General features: G+C 70.9%; 22 protein-coding genes and 1 tRNA gene. 12 read left to right on the forward strand and 11 right to left on the reverse strand.

Annotated elements, in window-relative coordinates:
* Positions 1-19 precede the first annotated feature (19 nt).
* The 10 genes from FOF48_RS11325 to uraH all read left to right on the forward strand — a co-directional run bounded on the left by FOF48_RS11325 (position 20) and on the right by uraH (position 10,642).
* On the forward strand, positions 20-1,321 hold the full coding sequence (locus FOF48_RS11325; RefSeq protein WP_255442068.1) for a phosphatase domain-containing protein: 1,302 nt from the start codon (positions 20-22) through the stop codon (positions 1,319-1,321).
* 243 nt (positions 1,322-1,564) lie between these two features.
* Complete coding sequence (locus tag FOF48_RS11330) at positions 1,565-2,824, forward strand: glycosyltransferase family 2 protein (RefSeq protein WP_143900814.1); 1,260 nt, start codon at positions 1,565-1,567, stop codon at positions 2,822-2,824.
* Positions 2,821-3,921: a hypothetical protein gene (locus tag FOF48_RS11335; protein ID WP_143900816.1), complete on the forward strand. Its 1,101-nt coding sequence runs from the start codon at positions 2,821-2,823 to the stop codon at positions 3,919-3,921. Before FOF48_RS11330 ends, FOF48_RS11335 begins: the two co-directional genes overlap by 4 nt.
* A 31-nt stretch (positions 3,922-3,952) precedes the next feature.
* Positions 3,953-5,083 (forward strand): hypothetical protein, encoded by a 1,131-nt coding sequence (locus FOF48_RS11340; RefSeq protein ID WP_143900819.1) that lies wholly within the window; start codon positions 3,953-3,955, stop codon positions 5,081-5,083.
* 110 nt (positions 5,084-5,193) lie between these two features.
* Positions 5,194-5,871 carry a hypothetical protein gene (locus tag FOF48_RS11345; protein ID WP_255442069.1) on the forward strand — a complete coding sequence of 226 codons (678 nt, stop codon included), beginning with the start codon at positions 5,194-5,196 and terminating at the stop codon, positions 5,869-5,871.
* Between the two features lie 88 nt (positions 5,872-5,959).
* Entirely contained in the window at positions 5,960-7,402 is a 1,443-nt protein-coding gene (locus FOF48_RS11350; protein ID WP_143900821.1) for an FAD/NAD(P)-binding protein, read from the forward strand.
* Positions 7,399-8,745 (forward strand): allantoinase AllB, encoded by a 1,347-nt coding sequence (gene allB / locus FOF48_RS11355; RefSeq protein ID WP_143900823.1) that lies wholly within the window; start codon positions 7,399-7,401, stop codon positions 8,743-8,745. The genes FOF48_RS11350 and allB overlap by 4 nt, the downstream gene beginning before the upstream one ends.
* Positions 8,746-8,772: 27 nt before the next feature.
* Entirely contained in the window at positions 8,773-9,795 is a 1,023-nt protein-coding gene (gene alc / locus FOF48_RS11360) for an allantoicase (RefSeq protein ID WP_143900825.1), read from the forward strand.
* A complete protein-coding gene (gene uraD, locus FOF48_RS11365; RefSeq protein ID WP_143900827.1) occupies positions 9,792-10,304 on the forward strand; it encodes a 2-oxo-4-hydroxy-4-carboxy-5-ureidoimidazoline decarboxylase in 513 nt (170 codons plus the stop codon). Before alc ends, uraD begins: the two co-directional genes overlap by 4 nt.
* Positions 10,301-10,642 carry a hydroxyisourate hydrolase gene (uraH, locus tag FOF48_RS11370; RefSeq protein ID WP_143900828.1) on the forward strand — a complete coding sequence of 114 codons (342 nt, stop codon included), beginning with the start codon at positions 10,301-10,303 and terminating at the stop codon, positions 10,640-10,642. Before uraD ends, uraH begins: the two co-directional genes overlap by 4 nt.
* 2 nt (positions 10,643-10,644) lie before the next feature.
* Here the strand turns inward: uraH and FOF48_RS11375 are convergent, their stop codons facing one another.
* Together FOF48_RS11375 and FOF48_RS11380 are read right to left on the reverse strand one after the other, a co-directional pair.
* Positions 10,645-12,297: a Rieske 2Fe-2S domain-containing protein gene (locus FOF48_RS11375; protein WP_143900829.1), complete on the reverse strand. Its 1,653-nt coding sequence runs from the start codon at positions 12,295-12,297 to the stop codon at positions 10,645-10,647.
* 245 nt (positions 12,298-12,542) lie between these two features.
* Positions 12,543-13,586 carry a carbohydrate-binding protein gene (locus FOF48_RS11380; RefSeq protein WP_143900830.1) on the reverse strand — a complete coding sequence of 348 codons (1,044 nt, stop codon included), beginning with the start codon at positions 13,584-13,586 and terminating at the stop codon, positions 12,543-12,545.
* A gap of 467 nt (positions 13,587-14,053) precedes the next feature.
* Between FOF48_RS11380 and FOF48_RS11385 the strand changes: the two genes are divergently transcribed.
* The gene (locus FOF48_RS11385) at positions 14,054-14,983 is read left to right on the forward strand and encodes a TerC family protein (RefSeq protein WP_370456583.1); all 930 of its coding nucleotides are present in this window, start codon (positions 14,054-14,056) and stop codon (positions 14,981-14,983) included.
* Positions 14,984-15,103: 120 nt separating this feature from the next.
* Here the strand turns inward: FOF48_RS11385 and FOF48_RS11390 are convergent, their stop codons facing one another.
* From FOF48_RS11390 to FOF48_RS11420, 7 genes are all read right to left on the reverse strand, one after another.
* Positions 15,104-15,394, reverse strand: a complete 291-nt coding sequence (locus FOF48_RS11390; RefSeq protein ID WP_186001870.1) for a hypothetical protein — start codon at positions 15,392-15,394, stop codon at positions 15,104-15,106.
* A 239-nt stretch (positions 15,395-15,633) separates the two neighbouring features.
* Positions 15,634-15,705, reverse strand: a tRNA-Val gene (locus FOF48_RS11395).
* An 82-nt stretch (positions 15,706-15,787) separates the two neighbouring features.
* Positions 15,788-16,072, reverse strand: coding sequence for a hypothetical protein (locus tag FOF48_RS11400; RefSeq protein ID WP_143900832.1), 285 nt, complete (start codon positions 16,070-16,072; stop codon positions 15,788-15,790).
* A gap of 17 nt (positions 16,073-16,089) precedes the next feature.
* Positions 16,090-16,515 (reverse strand): hypothetical protein, encoded by a 426-nt coding sequence (locus tag FOF48_RS11405; RefSeq protein WP_143900833.1) that lies wholly within the window; start codon positions 16,513-16,515, stop codon positions 16,090-16,092.
* Positions 16,516-16,524: 9 nt separating this feature from the next.
* Positions 16,525-18,147: an Hsp70 family protein gene (locus FOF48_RS11410; RefSeq protein WP_143900834.1), complete on the reverse strand. Its 1,623-nt coding sequence runs from the start codon at positions 18,145-18,147 to the stop codon at positions 16,525-16,527.
* A 155-nt stretch (positions 18,148-18,302) separates the two neighbouring features.
* Positions 18,303-20,369, reverse strand: coding sequence for an ATP-dependent helicase (locus FOF48_RS11415; RefSeq protein ID WP_143900835.1), 2,067 nt, complete (start codon positions 20,367-20,369; stop codon positions 18,303-18,305).
* Between the two features lie 45 nt (positions 20,370-20,414).
* Positions 20,415-22,103, reverse strand: a complete 1,689-nt coding sequence (locus FOF48_RS11420) for a HEAT repeat domain-containing protein (RefSeq protein WP_143900836.1) — start codon at positions 22,101-22,103, stop codon at positions 20,415-20,417.
* Positions 22,104-22,237: 134 nt separating this feature from the next.
* Here FOF48_RS11420 and FOF48_RS11425 point away from each other — a divergent pair, with 134 nt between their 5' ends.
* Positions 22,238-23,104: a CHAP domain-containing protein gene (locus tag FOF48_RS11425; protein ID WP_143900837.1), complete on the forward strand. Its 867-nt coding sequence runs from the start codon at positions 22,238-22,240 to the stop codon at positions 23,102-23,104.
* Between the two features lie 37 nt (positions 23,105-23,141).
* Here FOF48_RS11425 and FOF48_RS11430 read toward each other — a convergent pair whose 3' ends face one another.
* Positions 23,142-24,332 carry a glycosyltransferase family 2 protein gene (locus FOF48_RS11430; protein ID WP_143900838.1) on the reverse strand — a complete coding sequence of 397 codons (1,191 nt, stop codon included), beginning with the start codon at positions 24,330-24,332 and terminating at the stop codon, positions 23,142-23,144.
* A 155-nt stretch (positions 24,333-24,487) separates the two neighbouring features.
* On the reverse strand, positions 24,488-25,894 hold the full coding sequence (locus tag FOF48_RS37015; protein WP_235685509.1) for a hypothetical protein: 1,407 nt from the start codon (positions 25,892-25,894) through the stop codon (positions 24,488-24,490).
* Positions 25,895-26,372 lie beyond the last annotated feature (478 nt).

The raw sequence follows: 26,372 nt of genomic DNA on the forward strand, positions 1-26,372 counted from the left end.
GAAGCAGGAACCGCCGCGCATGTCACGGGGGCTGGTCCGCCCGTGCCGGGGCCGCGTAGGCTCCGCGGGCCGCGCGCTCGCGCCGGGCCTGTCGCACCTGGGGGAGAACAGCCGCATGGACCTGTCCGCCGCGACGACCAAGCTCCAGGCGCTGCGCCGGGACATGAACGGCCACACGGACCGGACCGACGAGCGCCGCATCCTGGACCTGCTGGAGGGCGCCACCGGCGAGGAGCTGAACTTCCTGCTCGCCAACGTGGATCTGGTGCGGCTGCTGTCGGACCTGGACGACCGGCTCCTGGGCCCCGACCACCGCACCGCGCTCCTGGAGCTGCTGTGCGCGCGCCGGGCGGCGGAGCTGTCCCTGCCGGTGCGCGCGTCGCTGGCCACCGCGCTCCAGAAGGGCGCCACGCGCGCGAAGGCGGAAGCGCGGCTGCGCGACCTGTTCCTGGGCCTGAAGGGCCGCGAGCTGACCGCGTTCAAGAACCTGCTCGACGCGGGCGGCGACTCCCACGACCTGCACCATCTTGTGTTCGACGACGTGGACGACCCGGCGGTGCGCGAGGCGCTGCTCACCCACTTCCAGCGGGAGGCCGCGGCCTTTCCCAGCGGTGAGAACAAGGTCCTGAGCGACATCGACGACACGTTCTTCCGCAACTGGGTCGACCCGCGCTATCCGCCGAAGACGGTGTACCCAGGGGTGCTCGCGTTCTACCAGGAGCTGGACCGGGGGCCGGGCATCATCCCGGGCCGCGCGGGCGACCTCGTCTTCGTGAGCGCCCGGCCCCGCGATCCGCTGGGCCTCATCGAGAACGCCACGCTGGAGTCCCTGCGCGAGCGCGGCGTCCCTCTGTCGGTGATGCTCTCCGGCAGCTTCTTCCATCTCGTGGGCAACACGCGCATCGCTCAGAAGAAGTTCGAGAACTTCGAACAGTACGCCCGCCTCTTCCCCGAATACGGCTTCGTCTTCGTGGGCGACAGCGGCCAGGGCGATGTGGAGTTCGGCGCCCGCATGCGGGCCACCCACCCCCAGGCGGTGCGCGCCGTGTTCATCCACGACGTGGTGGCGACCCCGCGGCCGGTGCGCGACGAGTGGCGCGCACGGCACCTCTTCTTCTTCGACACGTACGTGGGCGCCGCGGTGGAGGCCTTCCACGCGGGCGTCATTTCCCGCGACGGGGTGGACCGCATCGCCGCCGCCGCGAGCGAAGCCCTGGCGGCCATTGCCTTCCCCTCCCCCGCGCGGCGCCATGAGCGAGAAGCGGAGCTGGCCCACGACCTCGCCCGGGCCCAGGCGCTTCCCCGCGCGTCGGCTGTCTGAAGGTCGACCCGGGACGGCCCGGGCCGCATGGCTCGGAGCGTGAGCATCCTGGCCCCCAAGCCCGGGGTGGCGCCCACTTCCCATCAGCCGCCACGTCCGAGGGTCCCGGGCAGTTGGCGTGCTGCTTGAGGAGCCCCAACCTTGCCACCGCTTCACAGGGGTGGAGCGGGCCGTCTGGGGACGGAAGGAAGGGCTCCGGCGAGGCCGGGGCCCTTCCGGGGCGTGAAAAGGCACGCGGGTCCGATGGAACTGTTTCCCATCCATTTGTTGTTCATCGTCGTCCTGATGAACCGCTACATCCTCGGCCCCTTCCTCCGGCGGCTGAAGGGTCAGCGGTTCGAACGGGTTGATGACACCTACCGTCCCCGGGTCGCCATCATCATCCCCCTCTTCAACGAGGGCGAAGGCATCTTCCACACGGTGCGGGCGCTGCTGGCACAGGACTACCCCCGCGAGCTCACGGAGATCATCGTCGTGGATGATTGCTCACGCGACGACAGCGTCGCGTGGGCGACCAAGGCCGCGGAGGGGCACCCCAACGTCCGGGTGATGCGCAACCCGGAGAACATGGGCAAGCGCAAGGGCATCAACCGGGGCGTCCGCGCCGCGACGAACGCGGAGATCATCGTCTCGGTGGACTCCGACGTGCTGGTGGACAGGAGCGCCGTGCGCCAGCTCATCCGCCGCTTCGTCCACCCGAACGTCGCCGCCGTGGGCGGACGCACCTTCGTCAGCAACCGTCATCAGAACTGGATGACGCGGATGATTGAAATCAAGTTCCACTTCGCCCAGTGCTGGCTGAAGGACCTGGAGCGCTCCTTCCGTCAGGTGATGTGCCTGTCCGGCTGTCTCACCGCGTACCGCCGGACGGTGCTGCTCCAGTTGGAGCCCATCCTGGAGACGCGCGCCATCGCGGGCGTCCCCATCAAGTACGGCGAGGACCGCTTCCTCACGCGGCAGATCGTCAAGCACGACTACGAGACGGTCTACACGCTGGACGCGTACTGCTTCACCGCCGCGCCCTCCAACCTGACGGGCTACTTCTCCCAACAACTGCGCTGGCGACGCTCCAACCTGGTGGACCTGCTCTCCGGCCTGTCACACGCGTGGCGCCTGCACCCGGTCATCACCGTGCACTACGTGTCGCAGCTGGCCCTGCTCCTGTCGTACCCCGTGGTCATCGTCCACAACCTGCTCAACGGCGAGTTCTGGGACATCCTCTCGTTCCACTTCCTGGTGATTGGCCTGCTCGGCTTCGTCTACCGGATCGAGACGCGCAACCTGCCGGAGGACCGGCGCGTGGCTGGGGCGAGCTTCCTGCCCATGGCCCTGCTCATGCCGGTGACGTACGCGCTCTTCACCCCCCTGGCCCTGCTGACGCTCGACTCCGGGAGCTGGGAGACGCGCGGCAGTCCCACCACGGCGCCCGCGCCCTCCCCTGTCGCCAATCCCGCCCCCGCGAAGCTCACCTCCAACTCCGCAGGAGAGGGAACCTCGTCATGAATCAGCAGATCGCCAACCGGCTCAACTCCGTCGCCGTGTCCACCTACAAGGTCATGGGCTCGGTGCTCCTGGGGTTGATCCTGGTGGGCCTGATGTCCTTCCTCGCCGTGCAGGGCTTCTTCCTGGCGAGCAGCGGCTGGGTGACGCCCACCATCCTGTCGCCCACGGATCCCAACGTCCTCCAGCTCAACGCGCAGGCGGCGCAGCAGGAGTCGGAGCGCGACGCGCTCATGGCCAAGCGGCGGGAGACCGCCGACCGGCTGCAAGAGGCCGAGCGCACCGCGGCCACGGAGCGGTCCTTCCAGCAGCGCTTCCTCGTGGCCCTCCGGGGCGAGAAGATCTCCCGCGAACGGCTGTCGCGGCGGCTGTCCGCGCTGCGCCAGGAGTACCTGCGCGCGGGCGGGGAGATCGCCGAATCCAACCGCGCCTACAGCGGCCTGGCGCGCACGCGCACGAGCGCGCTCTTTGGCGCGAAGCTGCTGGAGCGCGAGGACGTGCTCACCGTCAACCACCACCTGGCGCAGATGGCGCAGAGCAACCTGTCGCTCGCGCAGGAGACGGTGGACCTGGACATGCGGCTGGACACGCTCCGGCGCGAGCGCCAGGGACTCACCGCCGCGGAGAACGGCCTGGGCCAGGACGATGCGCCGGAGGGCCTGACGACGGACACGCTGCTGCTGGAGCGTGAGTACACGCAGTCGGTGCTCGCGCTGGCGCGCGCGGAGGCCCAGCGAAAGAGCCTGGAGGAGGACGTGCGCGCCCTGGACGATCGCATCCGGCGCTTCAACCAGCTGCTGCTGGTGCTGCACGGCTCGCCCTACCTGAAGGCCCTGGAGCAGAACCTCACCGTGGCCTTCGTGCCCTACGAGAACCTGACCAACGCACGCGCCGGCACCCCGCTCTACACCTGCGCGCTGAAGCTGCTGTGGTGCCGCGAGGTGGGCGTGGTGGGGCCCGTCCTGGAGGGTGAGGTCAGCCAGCAGCACCCCATCCGCCAGTACCACTTGCGAGGCGTGATGGTGGAACTCCAGCTTCGCGATGCTCCCAGCGCACGAGAGCCGCTGCTCCACCTGGGCCACCCCCCGTTGATGTTGTGAGCCCTTCTTGAGAATGGAAATGGAGCGGAGGATGCGGACGAGCTTCGCGACAGGAGCCCTGCTGGGCCTTGGGCTGTGGGCGAACATGGCCGCGGCGGCCGGGGAAGAAGGGACGGTGCGGACCCACGCCGACCCGGCGCGTGGTTACTGCGAGCGCGTGCGCGGCACGTCCCGCGCGGAGGCCGCGCTGGAGCTGGCGCCGGAGGTGTTCGCCAGCATCGGCGCGGTGAACGCGGGCGACGCGCAGGGCGGCTCGGACGAGACCCCGCTGGGCTCGCCCAAGCTGCGGGTGACGGCGGGGCTGGGCTATGACTTCGTGGGCATCTACCGCGGACGCACGTTGCACTCCCGCGCGGAGGCCGAGTGCCGGCGCTACCAGGCGCTCGCCGCGCTCCAGAGCGCCGTGGAACAGGGGGCGCGGCTGGGCGAGGCGGCGGCGCTGGACGCCCGGGCCCAGGCGCTGGCCACCTCCCTGCCTCGCGCGGAGGCGCTGGTGGCCGCTGTGCGGGACGACCTGGTCGGCGGTGGCGCCACGCTGGAGGAGCTCAACGCGCTCCAGGTGCGCCTGGACCACCTGCGCTCGCTCGCCCGCGACACCATCCGCGCCCGGGAGCAGCTGGCGCTCCAGCCGGGGCCGCCCGCGGGCCAGTCCCTGGGCGCGCTCCTCACCGCCTTCGAGGCCGCGGATGATCAGGTGGAGGCGTTGACGGGAGGCCTGCGCAAGGCACGGGCATGGCGGGTGAGCGCGCGCGGCGGCTACGACGAGGTCTTCAACGTCGACCAGAAGACGCCGCTCTTCGGCCAGCTCACGCTGGGCTACAACCTGGGCAACCTGTGGCAGGGCAAGGCCAACGCGCAGGCGCGCGAGGGCCGCCGCCAGGAGGCGCGCGACGCGGTGGACGGCGCGCCCCGGCAGGTGCGGCAGCTGCTGGGCGAGCTGCGCATCTCCGAGCGGACCGAGCAGCAGCGGCTGGGCGAGGTGTCCACGCTGGTGTCGGACCTCCAGGGGCAGCTGCGCGAGGTGGAGCAGCTGGAGACGCATCAGGTGCGCCGCTTCCGGGACTACCTCCACCTGGAGCTGGCGCGGCTCCAGGCCGAGCAGGCCTACCTGGGCGCGCACCTGGAGACGCTCCGGTCCCTGCTCGCGGGAGCGGACTCGTGAGAGAAGCCCGGCAACGGCGGCTGGTTGCGTTCGGAACGTCGGGCGTCTTGATGCTGTGGGCGGGCGGGCTGCTCCTGAGCCACGGCGCGTGTAGCGGAACGAGGTCTTCCATGAAGCCACCGGTGACCTCCCGCGAGCCGGCACCGCCCGCGCGCCCTCCGCCCCCGGGAGACGGCAGGTGGGCGTCCGTCACGCGGGAGCAGCTGCACATCACGCAGGGCGCGGTCGCGGAGCAGGCGCAGGCGCGGCTCGTCGCGGAAGGGACGCAGTTCACCATCGAGGGCCCCCGCCAGCGCGCGGTCATTCCAGAGACGACGGGCGACGACGTGGAGCTGCGCTTCACCTGGCTGGGCGTCACCGACAAGGTGATTCCCCTGGCCTCCGGCGAGCTGCGGGAACAGGTGGGCCTCAAGCTGCGCGCGCAGGACGGCTGCAACGTCATCTACGCCATGTGGCGCATCGCCCCTTCGGCGGGCATCGTGGTCAACTTCAAGCGCAACCCCGACGACCACCAGAGCGGCGAGTGCGGCAACGCCGGCTACACCACCATCCGCCCGCGCTTCATGGAGCCGCTGGACAAGCTGGCCCAGGGGGATGCGCACTCGCTGCGCGCCCGCATCGCCGCGGACGTGCTGACGGTCTACGCGGACGGCATCCGCGTCTGGGAAGGCATCCTCCCCGCCGACGCCCTCTCCCTGGAGGGCCCCGCCGGGATGCGCACCGACAACGCGCGCGTGCGCTTCGAACTGCTCGTCCCCCAGGCGGCCGGGCCCACCTCTCATCTCTGAAGGGGGCTGTCAGGAAGTACCCCAGACCGGGCGAATCTCCGGCCAGCCCCCCTTGCGTGGGAAATCCGGGCGTGGGTTCCTGCGATGGATGCACGACCGCGACTCGCTGGTTTCGTTGCTCCGTCCCCCTCAGGGCCTGGATGCGCTGGAAGACGCGCTCCGCCGGGACCTGGACATCCTCGCCTATCCGTCCCGGAGCTGGGTGCCGCCCCGCTCCGCGCCGGACGGACGCCCCATCCTGGACGCGCTCATCGTGGGCGGAGGCCAGAGCGGGCTGGGCGCCGCGTTCGGGCTGATGCGCGAGCGGGTGACGAACCTCCGCGTGCTGGACGACGGCAGGGATGGGTTCCACGGCCCCTGGAAGACGTTCGCGCGGATGCTCACCCTGCGCACGCCCAAGTACCTCACCGGTCCGGACTACAACATCCCCAACCTCTCCTTCCGCGCCTGGTACGAGGCGCAGCACGGCGAGGAGGGCTTCCGGCAGGTGGCCCTCATCCCGAAGGAGCTGTGGGCGGACTACCTGCTCTGGTACCGCCGCGTGCTCGGCATCCCCGTGACGTGCGGCACGAAGGCCGGCGCGCTGCACTGGCGCGCGGACCTGGACTGCTTCGAGGTGCCCGCCACCCACGCCGGCGAGACGCAGACGCTGCTCGCGCGCAAGGTGGTGCTGGCCACCGGCATCGACGGCTCCGGCCGCTGGGAGGCGCCCCCGGAGGTGCGCGCCCTGCCGCGCTCGCTCTGGGCGCACACGCATGACCCCATCGACTTCGAGGCCCTGCGGGGCAAGCGCGTCGGGGTGCTGGGCGCGGGGGCGTCCGCGTTCGACAACGCGTCGGTGGCGCTGGAGACAGGCGCGGGACAGGTGGACCTGTTCTACCGGCGCAAGAAGCTGCCCAACGTGAACCCCTACCGCTGGGCGGAGTTCGCGGGCTTCCTGCGCCACCACGGCGACCTGCCGGACGCCCAGCGCTGGCGCTTCATCCGGCAGATCATCGAGATGGGCCAGCTGCCGCCGCGCGACACCTTCGAGCGCGCCCGCCGCCACCCCCATTTCCACCTGCACGCGGCCAGCCCCTGGGTGGAGGTGCGGGAGCAGGAGGGACAGGCCGTCGTGCACACCCCGCATGCGACGCACACGTTCGACTTCCTCATCATCGCGTCCGGCTTCACCACGGACCTGTCGCTGCGCCCGGAGCTGGCGGAGCTGCACCCGCACATCGCGCTGTGGCAGGACCGCTTCACGCCGCCGGAGAACGAGCAGCACGCGGACCTGCTGCGCCACCCGTACCTGGGCCCCGCCTTCCAGTTCCAGGAGAAGCGGCCGGGCACGGCGCCCTGGATTGGCGGCGTGTTCAACTACACCTTCGGGTGCCTGCTCTCGCTGGGCTTTGGCGGCGCGAGCATCTCCGGCATGAAGTACAGCCTGCCCCGGCTGGTGGGCGGCATCACCCAACAGCTCTACCTGGATGACAGCGAGCGCCACTTCCGCGCGCTCGCGGACTACGCCCTGACGGAGTTCGAGCCGTGAGTTCTTCCCTGACGGTGTTTCGCAGCGAGCGCGTGGTGACGCCCGAAGGCACGCGCGCCGCGGCGGTGGTGGTGCGCGACGGGCGCATCGAAGGCATCCACGCGACGGTGGACGTGCCCAGGGACGCGCAGGTGGTGGACCTGGGCCGGGACGCGCTGCTGCCCGGCATCGTGGACAGCCACGCGCACATCAACGAGCCCGGCCGCACGGACTGGGAAGGCTTCGCCACGGCGACCGCGGCGGCGGCGGCGGGCGGCATCACCACCGTGGTGGACATGCCGCTCAACTCCATCCCGGCGACCACCTCGCTGGGCGCGCTGCGCACCAAGGCCGAGGCCGCGGCGGGCCAGTGCGCCATCGACTACGGCCTGTGGGGCGGCGTCATCCCGGGCAACGCGGGCGAACTCCAGGCGATGGTCGACGCGGGCGCCCCCGGCTTCAAGTGCTTCCTCGTGCACTCGGGCGTGGACGAGTTCCCCGCCGCCACGCGCGAGGTGCTGGACGTGGCGATGCCCCTCCTGGCGAAGGCGGGCGTGCCGCTGCTGGTGCACGCCGAGCTGACCGACCACGAGCCCCCCTTCGCGGGCGACGTGCGCGCCTACGCCAGCTACCTGGCGTCGCGCCCCGCCGCGTGGGAGGTGGACGCCATCCGGATGATGATCGACCTGTGCCGGAAGCACCGGGCGCCCGTGCACATCGTCCACCTGTCCGCGGCGGACGCGCTGGACGACATCGCGAAGGCGAAGGCAGAAGGGCTGCCCTTCACGGTGGAGACGTGCCCGCATTACCTGACCTTCAGCGCGGAGGAGATTGAAGCGGGCGCCACGCATTTCAAGTGCGCCCCGCCCATCCGCGAGGCGGCGAACCGCGAGCGGCTGTGGAGCGCGGTGAAGAGCGGCCTCATCGACCTGGTGGTCTCGGACCACTCGCCCTGCACCCCCGCGCTCAAGAAGCTGGAGGCCGGGGACTTCTCCGGCGCCTGGGGCGGCATCGCCGGGTTGCAGCTGAGCGTGTCGGCGGTGTGGACGGGCATGCGTGCCCATGGGCTGGGCCTGGACGTGCTGGTGGAGCGCATGGCGCACCGCACCGCGAAGCTGGCCGGTCTGTCGGGGCGCAAGGGGGCCCTGAAGCCCGGGCTGGACGCGGACTTCGTCGTCTTCGCCCCGGAGGCGCGCTTCAAGGTGGCCCCGGAGGACATCCGCCACCGGCACCGGCTGACGCCCTATGCGGGACGTGAGCTGGAGGGCCGCGTGATGAGGACATACCTGCGCGGCCAGCGTATCTTCGACGCCACCGAGGGACTGACGGGCCCGCGCATCGGGCAGTGGCTGCCGCGCGGCTAGCCCCAGCAGTCCGGGAGAGGAAAACCGATGCAAGCCGAAGCACCCGGGGCGATGCACGTCGCCTTCGCCGACCTGATTGACCTCGCCGCACGCAAGGTGGGTGGCAGAGCCCTCCTGGCCAACGATGAGTTCTTCGCGCCCAAGGAAGCGATGCTGGAGCCCGGGCGCGGCGTCTTCATCGCGGACAAGTACACGGAGCGCGGCAAGTGGATGGACGGCTGGGAGACGCGCCGCAAGCGCGTGCCCGGCTACGACTGGTGCATCGTGAAGCTGGGCCTGCCCGGCGCCATCCACGGCATCGACGTGGACACGAACCACTTCCTCGGCAACTTCCCGGAGTACGCCTCCCTGGAGGCGTGCGAGGTGGACGGGGACCCGACGCCGGAGTCGCTGGCGGAGGACGTGTCGCGCTGGACGGAGCTGGTGCCGAAGTCGCGGCTGCGGGGCGGCTCCCGCAACCTCTTCGCGGTGGCGAACGAGCGGCGCTTCACCCACGTGCGCCTCAACATCTTCCCGGACGGCGGCGTCGCGCGCCTGCGCGTGCACGGGCAGGTGCTGCCGGACTGGCACGCGCTGAAGAAGGCGGGGCTGGTGGACCTGGCGGCGGCGGCGAACGGCGGCTCCGTCGTCACGTGCAACGATCAGTTCTTCGGCACCAAGGACAACCTCATCTTCCCGGGCCGCGCGGCGAACATGGGCGAGGGCTGGGAGACGCGCCGCAAGCGCGTGCCGGGCTTCGACTGGATCGTCGTGAAGCTGGCCACGGCGGGCACGCTGCGCCGCGCGGAGGTGGACACCCACTACTTCAAGGGCAACTTCCCGGACCGCTGCTCGCTGGAGGGCATCCACCTGGAGGAGCCGCTGCTGGACTTCGCCAACGCGACGAACCTGGCGTGGAAGGAGCTCTTGCCGCAGTCGAAGCTCCAGGCGGACCACTGCCACGTCTTCGAGAAGGAGCTGAAGGACGTGGGCCCCATCACCCACGTGCGCCTCAACATCTTCCCGGACGGCGGCGTCAGCAGGCTGCGCCTCTTCGGAGAGCCGGCGTGAGCACACCGCTGGAGCGCCTGAACACCGCGACGACGGAGGAGGCCACCCAGGCGCTCACCCGCTGCTGCGGCAGCACGCGCTGGGTGCGGCGGATGCTGGCCGTCCGCCCCTTCCGCGACGCGGAGCACCTGTACGCGGAGGCCGCCGACGCCTGGGCGCTCACGGGGCCGGAGGACTGGAAGGAGGCCTTCACGCACCACCCGCGCATCGGCGACGTGGCGAAGCTGCGGGAGAAGTTCGCCTCCACCGCGCAGTGGTCATCCCAGGAGCAGCAGGGCGTGGCCGCCGCGGGCGAGCGCGTGCTGGAGGCGCTGGCCCAGGGCAACCGCGACTACGAGGCCCGCTACGGCTTCATCTTCCTGGTCTGCGCCACGGGCAAGAGCGCGGCCCAGATGCTCGAGCTGCTCCAGGGCCGCATGGACCACGCCCCCGACGTGGAGCTGCGCATCGCGGCCGGGGAGCAGGCGAAGATCACCCGCATCCGACTGGAGAAGCTCCTCGCGTCATGAGCACCCTCAGCACGCATGTCCTCGACACGAGCACGGGCCGCCCCGCCGAAGGACTCTCCCTGGTCCTGGAGGCGAAGGCGGGCGAGTCCTTCCAGGAGCGCTCCCGCGGCGTCACCAACGCGGATGGCCGGGTGAAGGACCTGTCGGGCGCGAACACGAAGCTCGAGCCCGGCGTGTACCGCCTCACCTTCGACACCGGGGCCTGGTTCCAGGCCCGGGGCCAGCGGGGCTTCTACCCGTACGTGCAGGTGGTGTTCGAGGTCACCGCGACCGACGAGCACTACCACGTCCCGCTGCTCCTGAGCCCCTTCGGCTTCTCCACCTACCGGGGAAGCTGAAGTCAGACGCGCGCCGGTTCGGCGGAGGCCTTGTCCACGGAGGTGTGCGGTTCGGCCGGGGCCTTGTCGCCGCCCCGGTCCGTCCTGCCGCCCTCCGGCTTGTCCACGACGGGCTCCGCGCAGAGCGTGGACTTGTTCGTCTTGCACGCGCCGCCGTTCTGCAAATCAAACTGCCAGCGGTGGCGCGGGCACACCACGTAGCGGCCCTCCTCCACCCACCCCTCCGCGAGGTCCGCCCCCTGGTGTGGGCAGAAGCGCTGGATGGAGAAGCGCTGGCCGCCGGCCTCCACCACGGTGCGCTCCTTCTGGGACTCCGTGGCGCGGATGCCGTCGCAGAACTCGCGGATGTCCTCCACCTCCACGCCCAGGAAGCCGTGGAGCACCGGCTCGTACACGTCCGGGTTGCGGGACAGGCGCAGCCGGAAGGACAGGAGGAAGTCCTCCCAGTTCAGCTTCCGGTCCAGCACGCGCACGATGTCGCTGGCGCTCACCTTCATCGCGTAGCGGGTGGTGTCGCGCATCTCCGGCACCACGTCCACGCGGCGCTGCTTGAAGTCCACGCGCAGCAGCCGCGTCGGGGCCTCCGTCAGCTCCACGTAGAAGGGCATGCCCACGCGCTCGTGCAGGTCCAACAGGTCCAGCTTGCGCTGCAGCTCCACCCGCAGGCGCCCGAGGATGTCCTCCACCTCCTCGCGCATCAGGTTGCGGCGGCGCTCGCGGAAGACGTGCGCCATGTCCTTCGCGTACTTCTGGAGGTAGTCCCGGAAGTTCTCCGTCGTCACGCGCTCCGGCGCCTGGGAGACGTACTCCAGCGTGCCCGCGTCCAGCACGTCCCCGGGCATGGGCTCCAGGTAGCGCGTGGGCGCGGTGGGCAGGCGCTTCTCCAGGAAGGAGAAGAGGGTCGGCGCGCGCGGGAAGATGTTCACGTCCTCGAAGTTGAGGGAGAAGAGCGATGGGTCCAGGAAGGCCGCGGGCCCCGCCGCCGCGACATAGGCGCGGGGCTGCACCGCCTCCAGCGCGCGCGCGACCGCCTCGAACTTGCTGTCGCGCTTCTTCAGGGAGATGGCCGAGTACGTCTCGCGCGGATACTCGTAGCAGGTGGGGTGCCAGATGGCGCCGGAGAACTGCGCGGAGAAGACGTCGATGGGGCCCTCCTCCGCGATGACCCGCACCAGGCGGTCATGCATCTTGCAGTCGTTGATGTTGAGGAAGCACTGCCCGTCGCCGCGCACCATCACGCTGGAGTCGCGGTTGGTGCCCTGCTCGGACACGAAGAGCTTGATGTAGCCCCCCTTGATGGGGATCTCGCGCGAGTCCTCGCACGCGATGACGCGCTTGCACCCGTACTTCGCGAAGATGTCCTGCAGCTCCGAGCGCTTGAACTTCGGCACCAGCACGGTGAAGTCGCGCTGGGCGATGGTGGCCAGGAACTCCGGATCGAAGTGGTCCTTGTGCTCGTGGCTGACGTAGAGGAAGCGCTCCTTGCCCGGCGTCTCCAGGAGCTCCCGCACGTGGGGCGCCAGGTGGTGGTTGCGCGGCAGCTGCATCCACGCCGAGTCGAAGGCCCCCTGGGGCGTGAGCCACGGGTCCATGACGACGAGCGCCCCAGCGGTCTCCACCGCGAAGCCCGCATGACCCAGGAAGGTGATCCGCATGAACGTCGTCCCTCGAATGAAAGGGGCGGCCGGGAGGACCGCGCCCACGGGTGGAAGACCGCGGGCGGCAGTGGCCCCGGCGCCAGCTAGGCTGCGAAGCTAGGGCGTCTCCCGCCACCGGCATCCCGGCGCCGGCCTCGTGTCGGAAAGCCCACGCAACCCGCGTCGGCCCGACGACAAAAAGGGAGGGAGGCCCCCCGAGGCCCCCCTCCCCTTTCACTTCCGCGCGGCGGCGTCCGGCCCGACTAGGGCTGGATCTCCCGGACGCTCAGCCACTTGAAGTCCACGTCCTGGGCGCTGTCCCACCGGAACGTGGCGATGGGGCCGCCCCAGGTGATCGGCATGGCGCCCACGGAGCCGCCGCAGTGCTGCGCGTCCCCGCCCCAGTCACCCGCGTCCGTCACGTCGTAGACCTTGGTCCACGTGACCTTGTCCGCGTTGTCGTTGAGGTACAGCTCCAGCTTCACCGCCTCCGCGCCCTTCGCGTCCGGCACGTTGCGCATCACCGCCTTGAAGCCCACCCAGCGGCCCAGCAGCGAAGTGGTCGCCGTCTTGTAGGGCGTCTGGTCATACGACACGTGCCAGGTCTCCTTCTCCCAGCGCACGCGGCCGTCGTAGTGCAGACCGCCCTTGTAGCTGCTGCCCTCACAGCCGGAGTGGTCGTCGTTGTGCTTCCCACCGCGCGCGTACCAGGCGAAGTTGTCCTGGATGTCGGCCACCGCGTTGACCTTCACGAAGCCGGTCATCTCGATGTTCTTCCAGTCGTTCGGCGCCTGCATGTAGCCGCGGCTCGCCAGCGTGTCGCGGTCGTAGGTGGCGATCTGCTTCGGGTCGTACCCCGTGGACGTGTAGGCGCTCATCCGGACCTTCGTGCTCTTCATCTTCCAGGAGCCGTCGGCGTTGCGGGTGATGGTGTCCTGGGGCACGAAGCGCGCGTCCGCCGTCGCGTTGTCCGCCAGCGTCCAGGACTCGCCGTCCGGCTTGGACGGATAGAGCATCGTCACGCCAAAGGCATCCACGCCCTGAGCCCCCAGGTTCGGCCCTGAGGGCTCGGTGGGCGTCGGCGTGGGCGTCGGAGTAGGCGTCGGCGTGGGCTCCGACGGAACAGGCTCGGTCGTGCCCTCGTCCGGCACGGGGGAAGGCACGGGCGCCGTGGGGTCCGTGGGGGCTGGCGCGGGAGTGCTCACCTCGTCGGTCGGGGTCGGATTACCGTCAGGGCTCGCGCTGCAGCCCAAGGTATGGAGCGCCAACAGCAGGGCGCTGGACGTGAGGACGAATCGGTTCCGCATCAGGGAGGGGGTTTCCGTGGACGGGGGCCACGGGGCGGGCAGCAGCCGTGACGCCTTCGCCGACGGCCGACTTCACCCGCGCACGCCTCCAGGGCTCACGGGCCGGGGGAGGAGCGAGCGCCTGGCTGGGTCCCAGTGGCCCGGTGAAAAACAATCTCAGCCGGGGCCTCTGAAAACCCTGAGGGGAGTGAACACTTCCCGTCACTCCCCCTGCGTCCGAAGCCCCTGGACGACCGCCTCCCCCCGTGGTCCGCACACCTGCCCTGGGGGATGCTTCTGTTTTTCCGAAGCTTCGCGTCCGGATTCCCTATTTGCCGAAGTTTTCGCGCGCTCCTATTTGAGAGGGGTTGGTTCCCCGTCGTGAGGGGGGCGGCCCCCCGTGCCTCCCCCAGGTGAACACCTTGGACTCCATACAAACCGTCGGCAGTCCCGCCTTGTGGGGCGGCTTCATCGCCTTTGTCTTCGCGATGCTCGCGCTGGACCTGGGTGTCTTCCACCGCAAGGCCCACGCGGTGAGCTTCAAGGAGGCGGGGGCCTGGAGCGCGGTGTGGGTGAGCCTGGCGCTGACGTTCAACGGCTTCCTGTGGTGGCGCTATGGCGCCGGGCCGGGCATGGAGTTCCTCACCGGCTACCTCATCGAGAAGTCGCTCTCCGTCGACAACATCTTCGTCTTCGTCGTCATCTTCTCCGCGATGAAGGTCCCGGCGCTCTACCAGCACCGGGTGCTCTTCTGGGGCATCCTGAGCGCGCTGGTGCTGCGCGCCGCGATGATCTTCGCGGGCGTGGCGATGCTGGAGCGCTTCCACTGGCTCATCTACGTCTTCGGCGCGTTCCTCATCCTCACCGGCGTGAAGCTCTTCGTGCAGCGCAACGCGGAGGAGCACCCGGAGGACGGCTGGCTGATGCGCACCGCCCGCCGCGTCATCCCCTCCACGCCGCGCTTCGACGGGCAGCGCTTCCTCACCGTGGAGAACGGCCGGAAGCTGGCGACGCCGCTGTTGATGGCGCTGATGCTGGTGGAGGCGTCGGACGTGCTCTTCGCGCTGGACTCCATCCCGGCCATCTTCGCGGTGACGCGCGACCCGTTCATCGTCTTCACGTCGAACATCTTCGCCATCCTGGGCCTGCGCTCGCTCTTCTTCCTGATGGCCGGGGCGATGGAGAAGTTCACCTACCTGAAGGTGGGCCTGTCCGGCGTGCTCGTCTTCGTGGGCGCGAAGATGGCGCTGGTGGACGTGGTGCACCTGTCGCCCGCGGTGTCCCTGGGCGTCATCGGGCTGGTGCTGGGCGCCAGCATCGTGGCCTCGCTGGTGAAGGCCCGCCACACGCCGCCGGAAGTCACGCCGCCGGGTCCGAAGGAAGGTTCGCCGGAGGCACCTGCCGCGACCAAGGCCTGAGCGCGCGGCGCCGGTCGCCGAAAGTTTGTGAAGGACGTGGGTCCCATGGGGTGTGGGGCTCCGGGCCCGGGCCCCCGAAGCGCGTGGGGGCTCGGGTCTTTTTTCACGGGCCCGGCCACATCAATGGACCCGCGACAGCTCCATGAACTCCAGCCAGGAGCGGATGGCGGCCTCGAACTCCTCCAGGGGCAGGTCCTGGGAGCGCCCGGGGATGGTGTCCTCGCTGTGGATGGAGGCCCGCGCGCGGTTGAGCTCCAGGCTCCAGGCGTCACCGGTGACGTCCCAGCGCTCGCGCTTGCCCTGCCGCAGGGCCACCAACAGCCGCAGCATCCCCTGCGCCCGGTTCGGATCCGGCCGCAGCTCATAGGCGAGGTAGTCCGCCAGCACGTCGTCGGGCGGCAGGCCACTCACGACCGCCCGTCCCTGCTGATCCCACGTGAAGCGCAATGTCCTGGGCACGGCCGTGACGGTCCCACAACCGGTGGATCGCGGACACGTGCCACCCAGGGCGATTCCACCGGAACCCGACACTGCGGCCCCTCGCGCGTGCGGCACCCAACGGCGCCCTCCGCCCTCGGAACGGCGACTGTCGGGCGGTGGAAAAGAGAAAGGCCGTGAGCCCTTGAGGGACTCACGGCCTTTCTTTGAAGTGGGCGCGGCAGGTTTCGAACCTGCGACCCCTGCCGTGTGAAGGCAGTGCTCTACCGCTGAGCTACGCGCCCGACTGGGTGCTGCCCGCTGCCACCGCTGCGCAACGAACGCGGCGATAAGTGCCATCCGCCCGCGCGAGTGTCAACGCAATTCCTAGGGGGATTCTTCCGACAGCTCCGCCAGCTTCTCGTCCAGCTCGCGCAGGCGGCGCTTGAGGCCCGCGAGCTGCTTGCCCACGGCCTTGAAGTCGCTCCGGGGCGCGAAGTGCAGGGCCTTCATCACTTCGTCCTGGCCCCGGTCCAGGGCCTGCTTGCCGCGCTGGACCCGGCCAATGGCCTCGGCCACGGCCAGGGCGCGCTTCTCGTCGGCCATGAGCTTCTCCATGGCCCTGTTGGAGAACCCCAGCGCCTGCCTCTTCAAGTCGTCCCGGATGCCCATGGAGGTGTCCTTCCGGCTCAGGGGCCGTCGGGGAACTCGGTCTTCAGCGCGGCGAAGACGCGGTCCGCGATGCCCTTGTAGCGCATGCGTTCGATGAGCGGCTGCAGGTCGCCCCGCATGGAGATGCGGCGCTTGAGCACCGCCTCCACCGGATCCAGCGTGCCCAGCAGCAGCTGCTTCCAGACAGAATAGGGCGCGCGGGCCAGGTACACCGGCTCCAGCTCGTCCAGGTCGTCGGGATCCGACAGCACGCGGGCCCGCTGGATGTTGCAGTCCCCGGGCACCACGTGGACGACGAAGGACTTGTCCAGCTTGCCCTTCTCCGCCTCGATGATGGCCCCGAAGTCGCCCTTCCAGCCCTTGCCGGCGATGGCGCACTCGGGATCTGCGTTGGTGAGCCGGACGGCCTCGTCCAGCCATTCCTTCGACGGAAACTTCGGCATCGCGCCTCCCTACCCCCTGCGGAAGATGCTCTTGATGCTGGAGAAGAGGCCGCGGTCGTCGCTCGTCGCGCTGCTGCTCGACGGGGCGGCCTGCGCGTTGCGCGAGGCGACTTCCTGCAGTGCCTTCTTCAGCTGCTCCGGCGTATCGCGGGTGGCCAGATCCACCTTGCGCGACATGCCGCTGGCGTCCTCCACCTGCACCTGGAGGAGACACTCCTCGGTGAGGCGGAAGTCGATCTTCCGGCCCGCGGACGCGGCCGGCACGCGCACCGTGCCCAGGTACTCGTTGTCCACCATCAGGTCGCTGTCGCCCTGGTAGATGTCCAGCTCGATGAAGGGCGAGCCCGGATCCTTGGGCGGCGGCAGGCGGAAGCTCTTCACCAGCGGGATGAGCGAGTTCTTCTCGATGATGCGCTTCACGCGGCCGTTGGGCATCGCGTAGCCAATGGGCATGGACAGCGCGTCCAGCAGCGTCACCGCGTCGATGCTGCCCAGCGAGTCGCCCAGGAGCGCCGCGCCCAGGGCCACGCACTCGTCCGGGTGCACGCCCTTGCGCGGCGCCTTGCCGAAGTGGGCCTGGATCTTCTGCTGCACCAGCGGCATGCGGCTCTGGCCGCCCACCAGGATGATCTCGTCGATCTCCGAGCGGGAGATGCCCTTCTCCGCGAGCACGCGGTCGCAGATGTCGAAGGTGCGGTCCACCAGGTCGCCCGTGAGGTTGTTGAGATAGTCGCGGGTGAGCGGGATGCGCAGGTCCAGCGGCTTGCCCTTGCGCTCTTCGATGTAGGGCAGGTCGATGACGACGTTCGGGATGAGCGTCAGGTCGATCTTCGCCGCCTCTGCGGCGTTCTTGATGCGCTGCAGGGCGATGGGGTGGTCCGCGAGGTCGACCTTGGTCTCGTCGCGGAAGCGCTCCAGCACGTACTCCATGATGCGGTTGTCGAAGTCCGCGCCCCCCAGGAACGAGTCGCCGCCGGTGGCCAGCACCTCGAAGACATTGCCGGCCAGGTGCAGCACGCTGACGTCGAAGGTGCCGCCGCCCAGGTCATAGACGAGGACCTTCTGATCCAGGCCCCGGTTGAAGCCGTACGCGAGCGCCGCGGCGGTGGGCTCGTTGACGATGCGCTTGACGTCGAAGCCGGCCAGGCGCCCGGCCTCCTTCACCGCGTTGCGCTGGTTGTCGTTGTAGTAGGCCGGGACGGAGATGACGGCCGCGTCGATGGGGCCGCCCAGGAACTGCTCGGCGATCGTCTTCAGCTGCGACAGCACGAAGCTGGAGACCTGCGGCAGCGTGTAGAGCTTGCCGCCCATCGTCACCGCGGCGTCCCCGTTGGGGTCCTCCACGATGTCGTAGGGGAAGTACCCCTTGAGGTCCTCCACCGCCTTCGAATGGTACTTGCGGCCGATGAGCCGCTTGGTGCCCCAGAGCGTATTCTTGGGGTTGGTCACCATCTGGTCCTTGGCGACGCCGCCGACCAGCAGGTCGTCCTTGGCCGACAACGCCACCACGGAGGGCAGGATGAGGTTGCCTCGGTCCGTGGGGACGATCTTCGGGATGCGGTTGCGCACGGACGCCACCAAGGTGTTGGTGGTGCCCAGGTCAATCCCGACGATGCGAGGTCTGTCCGCCATGAAGGTCAACGTGCGCTGCTCAGGGGGAGGCCGCGCCCGTTCTCACTCTCTAGCACGTCATGCCGTCGCGTGCGCGTTTCTAGGCGGACGCTTCCTCCCTGGCTGTAGTTTCAACCGGCCGGCACGCCAAGGGCCCTGGCTCCTGGCCGTTCCGCTCACGGCTCCGGGTCCGGATCCGGCCCCAGCTCGCGGACGCGGATCGGCCCGTCTGGCTCCGGGGGCGGAAGCGCCTCGCACACCGCGTCAGGCCCCGAGGGCAGCTCGGACAGGAAGCGCGAGGGCGTGAGGAGCAGCCGCCCGTCCTCCCGGGGCAGCGAGGTGTGGGGGTAGACGAGCCAGAGCGCTTCCCGGGCCCGGGTGACGGCGACGTAGAAGAGGCGGCGCTCCTCCTCCTCTTCCTCGGGCGCGAGCGTGACGCGAGAGAGGGGGAAGCGGCCGTCGGTGAGCCCCAGGACGAAGACGGTCCGCCACTCCAGGCCCTTGGCCTGGTGGACCGTGGTCAGGGTGAGCACGTCGTCGGGCGCCCCCCCCTCCCCGCCTCCGTCCAGGGCCGCCCGGGCGGAGAACTCGGAGACCAGGGCGATGTCGGACAGGAAGCGGGGCACGTCCTCGAAGCGCCCGGCGAACTCCTGGAGCTGGCGCAGGTCCTCCGCGTGGGTCTCCACCACGTCCGGGCCGGCCGGAACCTCGCGCGCCGCCAGCACCTCCGCGAGCAGCGCGCCCGGTCCACGGGGGCCCCCGGCCGACAGCGAGGACATCAGCGACTGGAAGCGCTGGAACCCCGCCTGGGCCTTGCGCGGCACGTGCGCCTGTACGTCCGCGTGCGCCAGCGCGTCCGCCACGGGCAGCTCCGGGGGCAGCGCGGCCAGGGCGGTCCACAGGTGCTCGGTGCTGGCCGAGCCCACGCCGCGAAGCCGCCGCGCGAGCCGCTTGAAGGCCAGCTCGTCCGCGCGGTTGTGCGCCCAGCGCAGGTGCGCGAGCGCGTCCTTCACGTGCGTCTGTTCGAAGAAGCGCACCCCGGAGCGCACGCGGAACGGCAGGCCGTGACGGGCCAGCTCCAGCTGGAGCTCCAGCGAGTGCAGGTGGGCGCGGTAGAGCACCGCCATGGACTCCAGCCGGTGGCCCTCCGCGCGCAGCGCGAGGACGCGCCCGGTGACGAAGCCAGCCTGGGCCTTCACGTCGCGGGTGGGGACCACCTGGGGCACGGGGCCCGGCGGGCCGTCGGACTGGAGCGCCTTGGGGAACTGCCGGGTGTTGCGCGCGATGACCGCGTTGGCCAGCCGCAGCACCTGCGGCGTGGAGCGGTAGTTGCGCGTGAGGGGGTAGATGCCGCAGCCGGGGTAGCGCTGGGGGAAGTCGATGATGTTGGTGAACGCCGCGCCCCGGAAGCTGTAGATGGACTGGCAGTCGTCGCCCACGACGGTGACGTTCTTGCGCTCGCCCGCGAGCAGGTCCACGAGGTCGCCCTGGAGGCGGTTGGTGTCCTGGTACTCGTCCACCAGCACGCCCTGGAAGCGCGCCGTGAGCTCCGCGCGGACGGACGGATGCTCCTCCAGCAGGCGCTTCAGGTGCGCGAGCAGGTCGTCGTAGTCCATCAGGTGCAGCTGCGCCTTGCGCTGCTGGAAGCGGCGCGCGGTGGCGAACACCTCGGGGGCGACCGGGAGCAGGTGCCGCCGCCGCTCCACCAGCACCTCCGACACCGGCTGCTGAAGGTTGGTGGCGAGCGACACCAGGTCCAGGAGCGCGTCCGGACGCGGGAAGCGCTTGTCGCTGCGCAGCTTGCGCTCGGCGAGGCACGTGGCCATCAGGTCGCGCGCGTCCTCGCGATCCAACACCGTGAAGCCGGTGGAGAACCCCAGCGCGCCCGCGTGCTGGCGCAGCAGCACGTGCGCCGCGTGGTGGAAGGTGCCGCCCATCAGGCGGCCCACGTCCGCGAAGCCGCCCGCCAGCTCCTCCACGCGGCGGAGCATCTCCCTCGCGGCCTTGTTGGTGAAGGTGAGCAGCAGCAGCGCCGCGGGCGGGACGCCCCGCTCCAGCATGCGCGCCACGCGGTACGTGAGCGTGCGCGTCTTGCCGGAGCCCGCCCCGGCGATGACGAGCACCGGCCCCTCCCCCGCCTCCACCGCCGCGCGCTGCGCGTCGTTGAGCGCGCCCTCCAGGTCCAGACGGCGTGCGGGCGCTCCGGCGGGGACGGCGAGGTTCAGCGGAGAGGGCGCGGCCATGGGGGGCGGGACTCTAACCGCCGCGACCGGGTGCGCCAGTCCGTCTCAGGGAGGGGTGGATCCGGCCAACCGGGAGGCCGCCACGGCCCGGACCTCCGGGGAGGGATCGCGCTCGCGTGCCAGCTCCATCAAGAGCGTGCCCACCGGCTTCGGCAGCTTCGCGCTCGACGCCTGCTGGAGCGCCTGGGTGCGCTCCTTCACTCCCTGCGACAGGCGCTCGGCCACCTGTTGATCCGCGCAGGTCCGGACGCCGGGGTGCTGCTGGCGCAGGAGCAGCTCCGCGTCCGCGAGCTTCGCCTCGGAGAGGCGCACCGCGTCCTGGGCGGCGCGCTCGAAGGTGGCCAGGTCCTCCGGGAACTCCGTCTTCATCCCTCGGGCGCGGGTGATGGCCTGGGCGGCGAAGCGCGCGTCCACCACCGCGGCGCAAAGCTGGCGGGCCGCCGCCAGGGGCACCCCGCCCTCCTCGGACACCGCCTCCTCGCGCGCGGTCGTCTGGGCCCACACCGCCAGCTGACGGGCGGCCACCGCGGCGGAGAAGGCCTGGCGGCGCTGTTCGCGCAGCTGCACCCAGCGCCAGAGGATCAGCGGATCCGTGCCGCCCGCCTCATAGACGCGCTGGTACTGGCTGGCGGCCTGCTCCACCTGGCCGCTCAGGTCCAGGAGCACCGCGACCGTCAGGTACAGCTCCGAGCTGGTGGCGCGCTCGCGCAGGGACTCCAGCCGGACGGCGACCTCGTAGGCCGCCACCGGGGCGGGCAGCGCGGAGAGCACCGAGCGAAGGGCCTCGAGCGCGTTCTGGCGGATCAACGGATTGCGCGCCGTGCGCAGGGCCTCCAGCAGCGGATCCACCGCGCGCACCGACACGTGCTGGCCCAGCTCCTCCGCCGCCTGCCAGCGGTCCAGCGGATCCGGCGCGACGAGGGCGCGCTTCAGGTCCTCCAGGTCGCGCAGGTAGTGGCCCGCCTGCATCGCACGGGCGGCCGGCTCGGTGCGGGCCAGGGCGCCCTGCTCGGCCCGGGCCCGGGCCAGGCGCGCGGAGAAGCCCGTCAGCTTCGGCCCCAGCGGGTGGGTCTTCACCTTCGCCTCGGCCTCGTCCACGAGCCCGGAGACGAGCAGCCCCTCCACCTCCAGCTCCAGCAGCTTGACGCGGACCTCCTCGCGGTGGACGCCCGCGGTGAAGTCGCGCAGGTAGGCGAAGAGCTTCCCGGCGTCGCGGGCCTGGGCGTAGCTCTCGTCGTCCAGCTTGCGCTCCAGCTCCTCGCGGCGCGCGCCGGAGGGCTCGACCTGCAGGAGCTGCGTCACGCGCTGGAGGTCGGTGGTCGTCTGGGTGTCGCGCTCCTGGACCCCCTGGAGCCGGGTCCGCGCCTCTTCCTTGTGGCTGCCGTCGGGGTGCTCCGCCAGGAACTGCCGCCACCCGGACTCCGTGTCCGCCGCCTTCGCGGCGTTGAAGCGCAGGCCCTCCAGCAGCGACTGCGCCACCCGCCGCTGCGGCGCGTCCGGATACGTCTCCAGGAAGCGCTTGTAGGCGATGACCGAGTGCAGCCGCTTCGCCTCGTCGAACTCCAGCCCCTCGATGCGCCCCTGCGCCGTCGTGGCCTCGGGATCATCCGGGTGCTCGCGAAGGAAGGTCTGATAGGCCTGCACGGTGTCCTGCTCGCTGGCGCGCTCGAAGGACGTGTGCGAGCAACCAGTGGCCAGGAGCACGAGGGCGAGGGCGCGGCGGAAGGTGGGCATTCCCCTCCAGCAATACCCCACCCGCCCCCTGTCGAAAACCCGAGCCGCCCCGCCCGGTTGCCTGGGTGGTTTTCTTGCCTACACCGCCGGACGGGGGGAGCCTGTGCCCCAGGACGCTACAGGAAGAGGTGGCCATGAAGCTGGGCGCGTGGATGGCGATGCTGGCGATGACGACGGGCTGTGCGACCGGCTCCCCCACGGGGGCCTGGGTGGCATCGGATCCGGTGCGCTACCGCTCCGCTTCCCCGCCGGCCTTCCCGCGCGCCGCCCTGTCCTCGGAGGTGGCGTCCCGCGAGAGCCCGCGCCCGGCCGCCGGGCGCCCGCCGAAGGCCCCCGCGAGCAAGAGCCCGGCGGTGGCGAAGGCCCCCACGGCCCCGGCGAAGGCGCGGCTCCCCGTCACGCCCGTGAAGCAGACGACGGCGAGCCCCGCCCCCGAAGCCAATCCGCGCGAGCGCGTGCTGGCCACGGCGCGCGCGCTGGTGGGCCAATCCACGGTGCAGGTGAATGGCCGGCGCTATCCCGCGGACTGCACGGCGCTCATCGAGGCCACCTACGCCCAGGCGGGGCTGACCTTCCGGGGCACGCTGAAGCCCGGAGACAACGGGGTCACCGCGCTCTACCGCTACGCCCGCGCCAACGGCCGCGTCTACACGGACGGGCGCCCGGTGCCCGGCGACCTGGTGTTCTTCCGCGAGACGTATGATCAGAACCGCGACGGGCGCCGCAACGACGGCCTCACCCACGTGGGGCTGGTGGACGGTGTGGACTCGGACGGCACCGTCACCGTCATCCACCGGGTGAAGCGCGGCGTGGTGCGCTACCGGATGAACCTGGCGCGCCCCCATCTGCCCCGCGACCCGAAGACGGGCGAAGTGCTCAACGACATCCTGCGAAGCCCCGGCCCCGGCCAGCCGAACGTGCTCACCGGCCAGCTCTTCGCCGCGTTCGGCAGCGTGCTGCCGCCGGGGTCCGCGAAGCCCATGGCCGTCGCGGCCCGGTAGCTCGCGGTCACCCGACGGCGACCGGCGCCCGCGAAGGTCAGGTGGAGGTCGGCACGCGGGCCGTGCGGTCCCACGCGGCGCGCTGCGAGTTGCGCAGGAAGCGCCAGAACCCCACGGCGATCGCCATGTTCATGGTCACGAAGTAGTAGGCCACGGAGGCCGCCTTCTTCGCCGCGCCGCGCTTGAAGACACCCGACCTGCCCAGGTACGCGAGGGCGTAGAAGAACGTCTGTCCCGCGAACGTCACCCAGTAGAAGGTCCTGTCGAGCAGGAACAGGTTGGCCACGAACGCCGCCACCATCAGCGCGGGCGCGCACCAGCGCAGCAGCTTGTGCGACCAGAACGCGAACGCGGGGAAGCCCGCCGTGGGCAGGAGCAGCCCGGGCACGAGGCGCAGGCTCTGGAAGTTGCCCGCCGCGATGCGAGCGCGCCGGCCGAACTCCTTGCCGTAGTCCTCCGTCGTCTCCTCGTGGGCGACGGCCGCCTCCTCGTACATGACCTTGTAGCCGCTCTCCAGGATGCGCAGCGGAATCACGAAGTCATCCACGATGGTGGACGGAGGCAGCTGGGTGAAGAGCGAGCGCCGGATGGCATAGAGCCCGCCGTTGGCCCCCACCACCGCGCCGCGCCGGCCCTCGTACATCTTGATGAGGGACTCGTAGCTCCAGTAGGCGCTCTCCTCGTAGTCCTGCTTCGTGGGGTTGTAGAGGCGCAGCTTGCCGCAGACGGCTCCCACCTCCGGGTCCTCGAAGTGGCGCACCAGCTTCCACACGGCGTCCGCGTCGATCATCGTGTTCGCATCCGACAGGAGCACGATGTCGCCGCGAGCCGACGGGATGCAGCGGTTGAGCACCGTCGTCTTGCCGGCGCGGGGCGCCGGAGACAAGCGCACGCGCGAATCCGGGCACTGCTGCACGAGCCCGTCCGTGCCATCCGTGGAGCCGTCCGAACCGATGAGCACTTCGAAGCGGTCCGCCGGGTACTCCAGCGCCAGGCTGTTCCGCAGCTTCTGCTCGATGCAGCTCGCCTCGTTGTAGGCGGCCACCACCAGGCTGACCGACGGCGGCGCTCCGGCCGTGCCCCCTGCCAGGGTGGCCGCCCCCGCGCGCGGCCTCCGCTTGCCCTGAAGGGCTTGGGCCACTCCATCCAGGGCGAACAGGCTCAAGGGATAGAGAAAATATGTGTGCACGAGCGCCAGCGACGCGCACCAGAAGAAGACCTCCGCCATCGACCCACCCTCCGAACCCCGAGTCCTCGACACCCAGGGACAAAGCAAGGCGCGTGCCTTGGCTTCCAGAGGGGCTTCAGGGCGAGAGGGCCAACGAGCGCTGGCGGAGGACTGGAGTTTCTCCAGGGTCGCTGGGAGCGGAGCCGGTCAGCGCTTCAGGGCTCGGATTCGGACGCGGGAACCTCGGCGAGCATGCGCCGGGCCAGCTCGTGCTTGCCGTTGAACGCCAGGGTCTCGTCGAGCAGCTTCCGGGCCGTGTCGGCATCACCCTGACGAAGGGCCAGCCGCGCGCCCAGCACGTAGGTGCGCATGAGGGTGCGGTCCTGCGAGCGCAGCGCGTCCAGCTCCTCGGACACGGCCTTGAGGGTCGCGGCGGGCGAGCCGGAGCTGAGGGCGAACTCAGCGCGGGCGAGCACGCTCCACGCCGGTGCGAGCTCCGTCTGGCGCAGGCGCTCCGCGAGGGCCAGCGCATTGGGGGCCCCCGTCACCGCGGCGAAGAGCGCGTGGGCCTTGAGCCGCGCGGCCACGGTGGCGGCGGGCTCCACCTCCGGCGCGGCGCGCACGGACTCCATCAGCGTGTCGAGCTCCTTGCGCCGCGTGACGATGTCGTCGCGCAGCGGCTGCATGTCGCGCTCGACGACGCGAACGTCATCCCGCAGCGCGTTCGCGCGGTTCACCCAGTCCACTGGAGTCTTCGACGCGGTGACCGCATCGAGCTCCCGCTTGAGCTTCTCCAGCCGGATGCGCAGCTGGTCGAACTCGGCGTACTGGTCGCCCAACTGGAGGGTGAGGGCCACGGCGAGCTCGGCCTGGACCTCGGCGTATTTCGGATGGGCGGTGACCAGGGTCTGGAGGGTCTGGATGGCCTGTTCGCGCGACGAAGGATCATCGCGGCGCAGGAGCACCACGGCCCGGTCCTTCTGCTCCACGGCCTCCGCGGGCATGGCGGCGTTGCGGTCGCGGAAGGCGGGATACGCCAGGTACCCGGCCAGCGCGATGCCGGCGAGCACCGCGAGGACGAGGAGCACCCGGGGAAGCAGGGGAGACGACCCGGAGCTGTACTCGATGAGCGCGGGTTCGGAGCGCGCGGCCCCGAGCAGCTCCGGTGGCGGCTCACGGGGGGAATTGCGCGGAGGAAGCGCCCGGTCCAGGCCGCCCCCGAGCAGGGAGTCTCCGGAGGAGGTCGCGGAGGACTTCAGGGGCTCCGCGCGCGCGAAGGGCGCGTCGTCAGGCAGGGAGACGCTGACGGTCGGCCCTGACATCGCCCACGGCGCGTCGTGATGACCTTCCGGAGCGAGCTTGGAGCGCTGGCTCGCGGCACCGGACCAGGGCGGATCCTGCGGGTCGCCCGCCGGTGAGATGTTCTCGAAGGACCGGGGGGCCGCGCGGGACGCGGGAGGCTCCGCGGGGCCGGACACCGCGCCAAACGCCCGCGTCGATGCCATGGGCGCCGCGCCGCCCGTCGAGGGCCCCTCGACCGCACCGAACGCGCGGGTCGAATCCACGGACTCCGCCGGAGCGGGCACCGCGCTGTACGAACCCGAGGAGGACGGTCCCGACACGGCACCGAACGCACGGGTGGACCTGACCGAGGAGGACTCAGCCCCCTGGGAATCCTGGGGACCCGACACTGCGCCGAACGAACGGGTGGAGCCGCTGCTCGAATCGAAGCTCCCCGAGGGAGCCCCGCTGGGACCCGAGACCGCGCCAAAGGCCCGCGTCGCCCCCCCTGCTTCCGACTGCGCTCCGGGGACCGCCCCCGTCGGGCGCGCGGCCCCACCCGGCTCCGCGAGCCGGAACGGACCGGACGACGACGCGGAGACGGCACCGAAGGCGCGCGTCGCCCCGCCAGGAGCCGCGCTCCCGGCAGCCTGCGCTGGCGAGGCTTGCCGCTGCGGCCCCGGACCCACCGGCGCAGCCGCGCCCCCGCCCGGCGGCCCGACGCCCCCGCTGAACGCGGGGCCCGGTGCCCCGAAAGTCCGCGCGGGCGCCGCCGCCTGTGGCGGGTGCACTCCGGAGGCCGGAGGGCCCACGGGAGGC

It is taken from the genome of Corallococcus sp. Z5C101001, from assembly GCF_007352635.1.
Taxonomy (GTDB): Bacteria; Myxococcota; Myxococcia; order Myxococcales; family Myxococcaceae; genus Corallococcus; species Corallococcus silvisoli.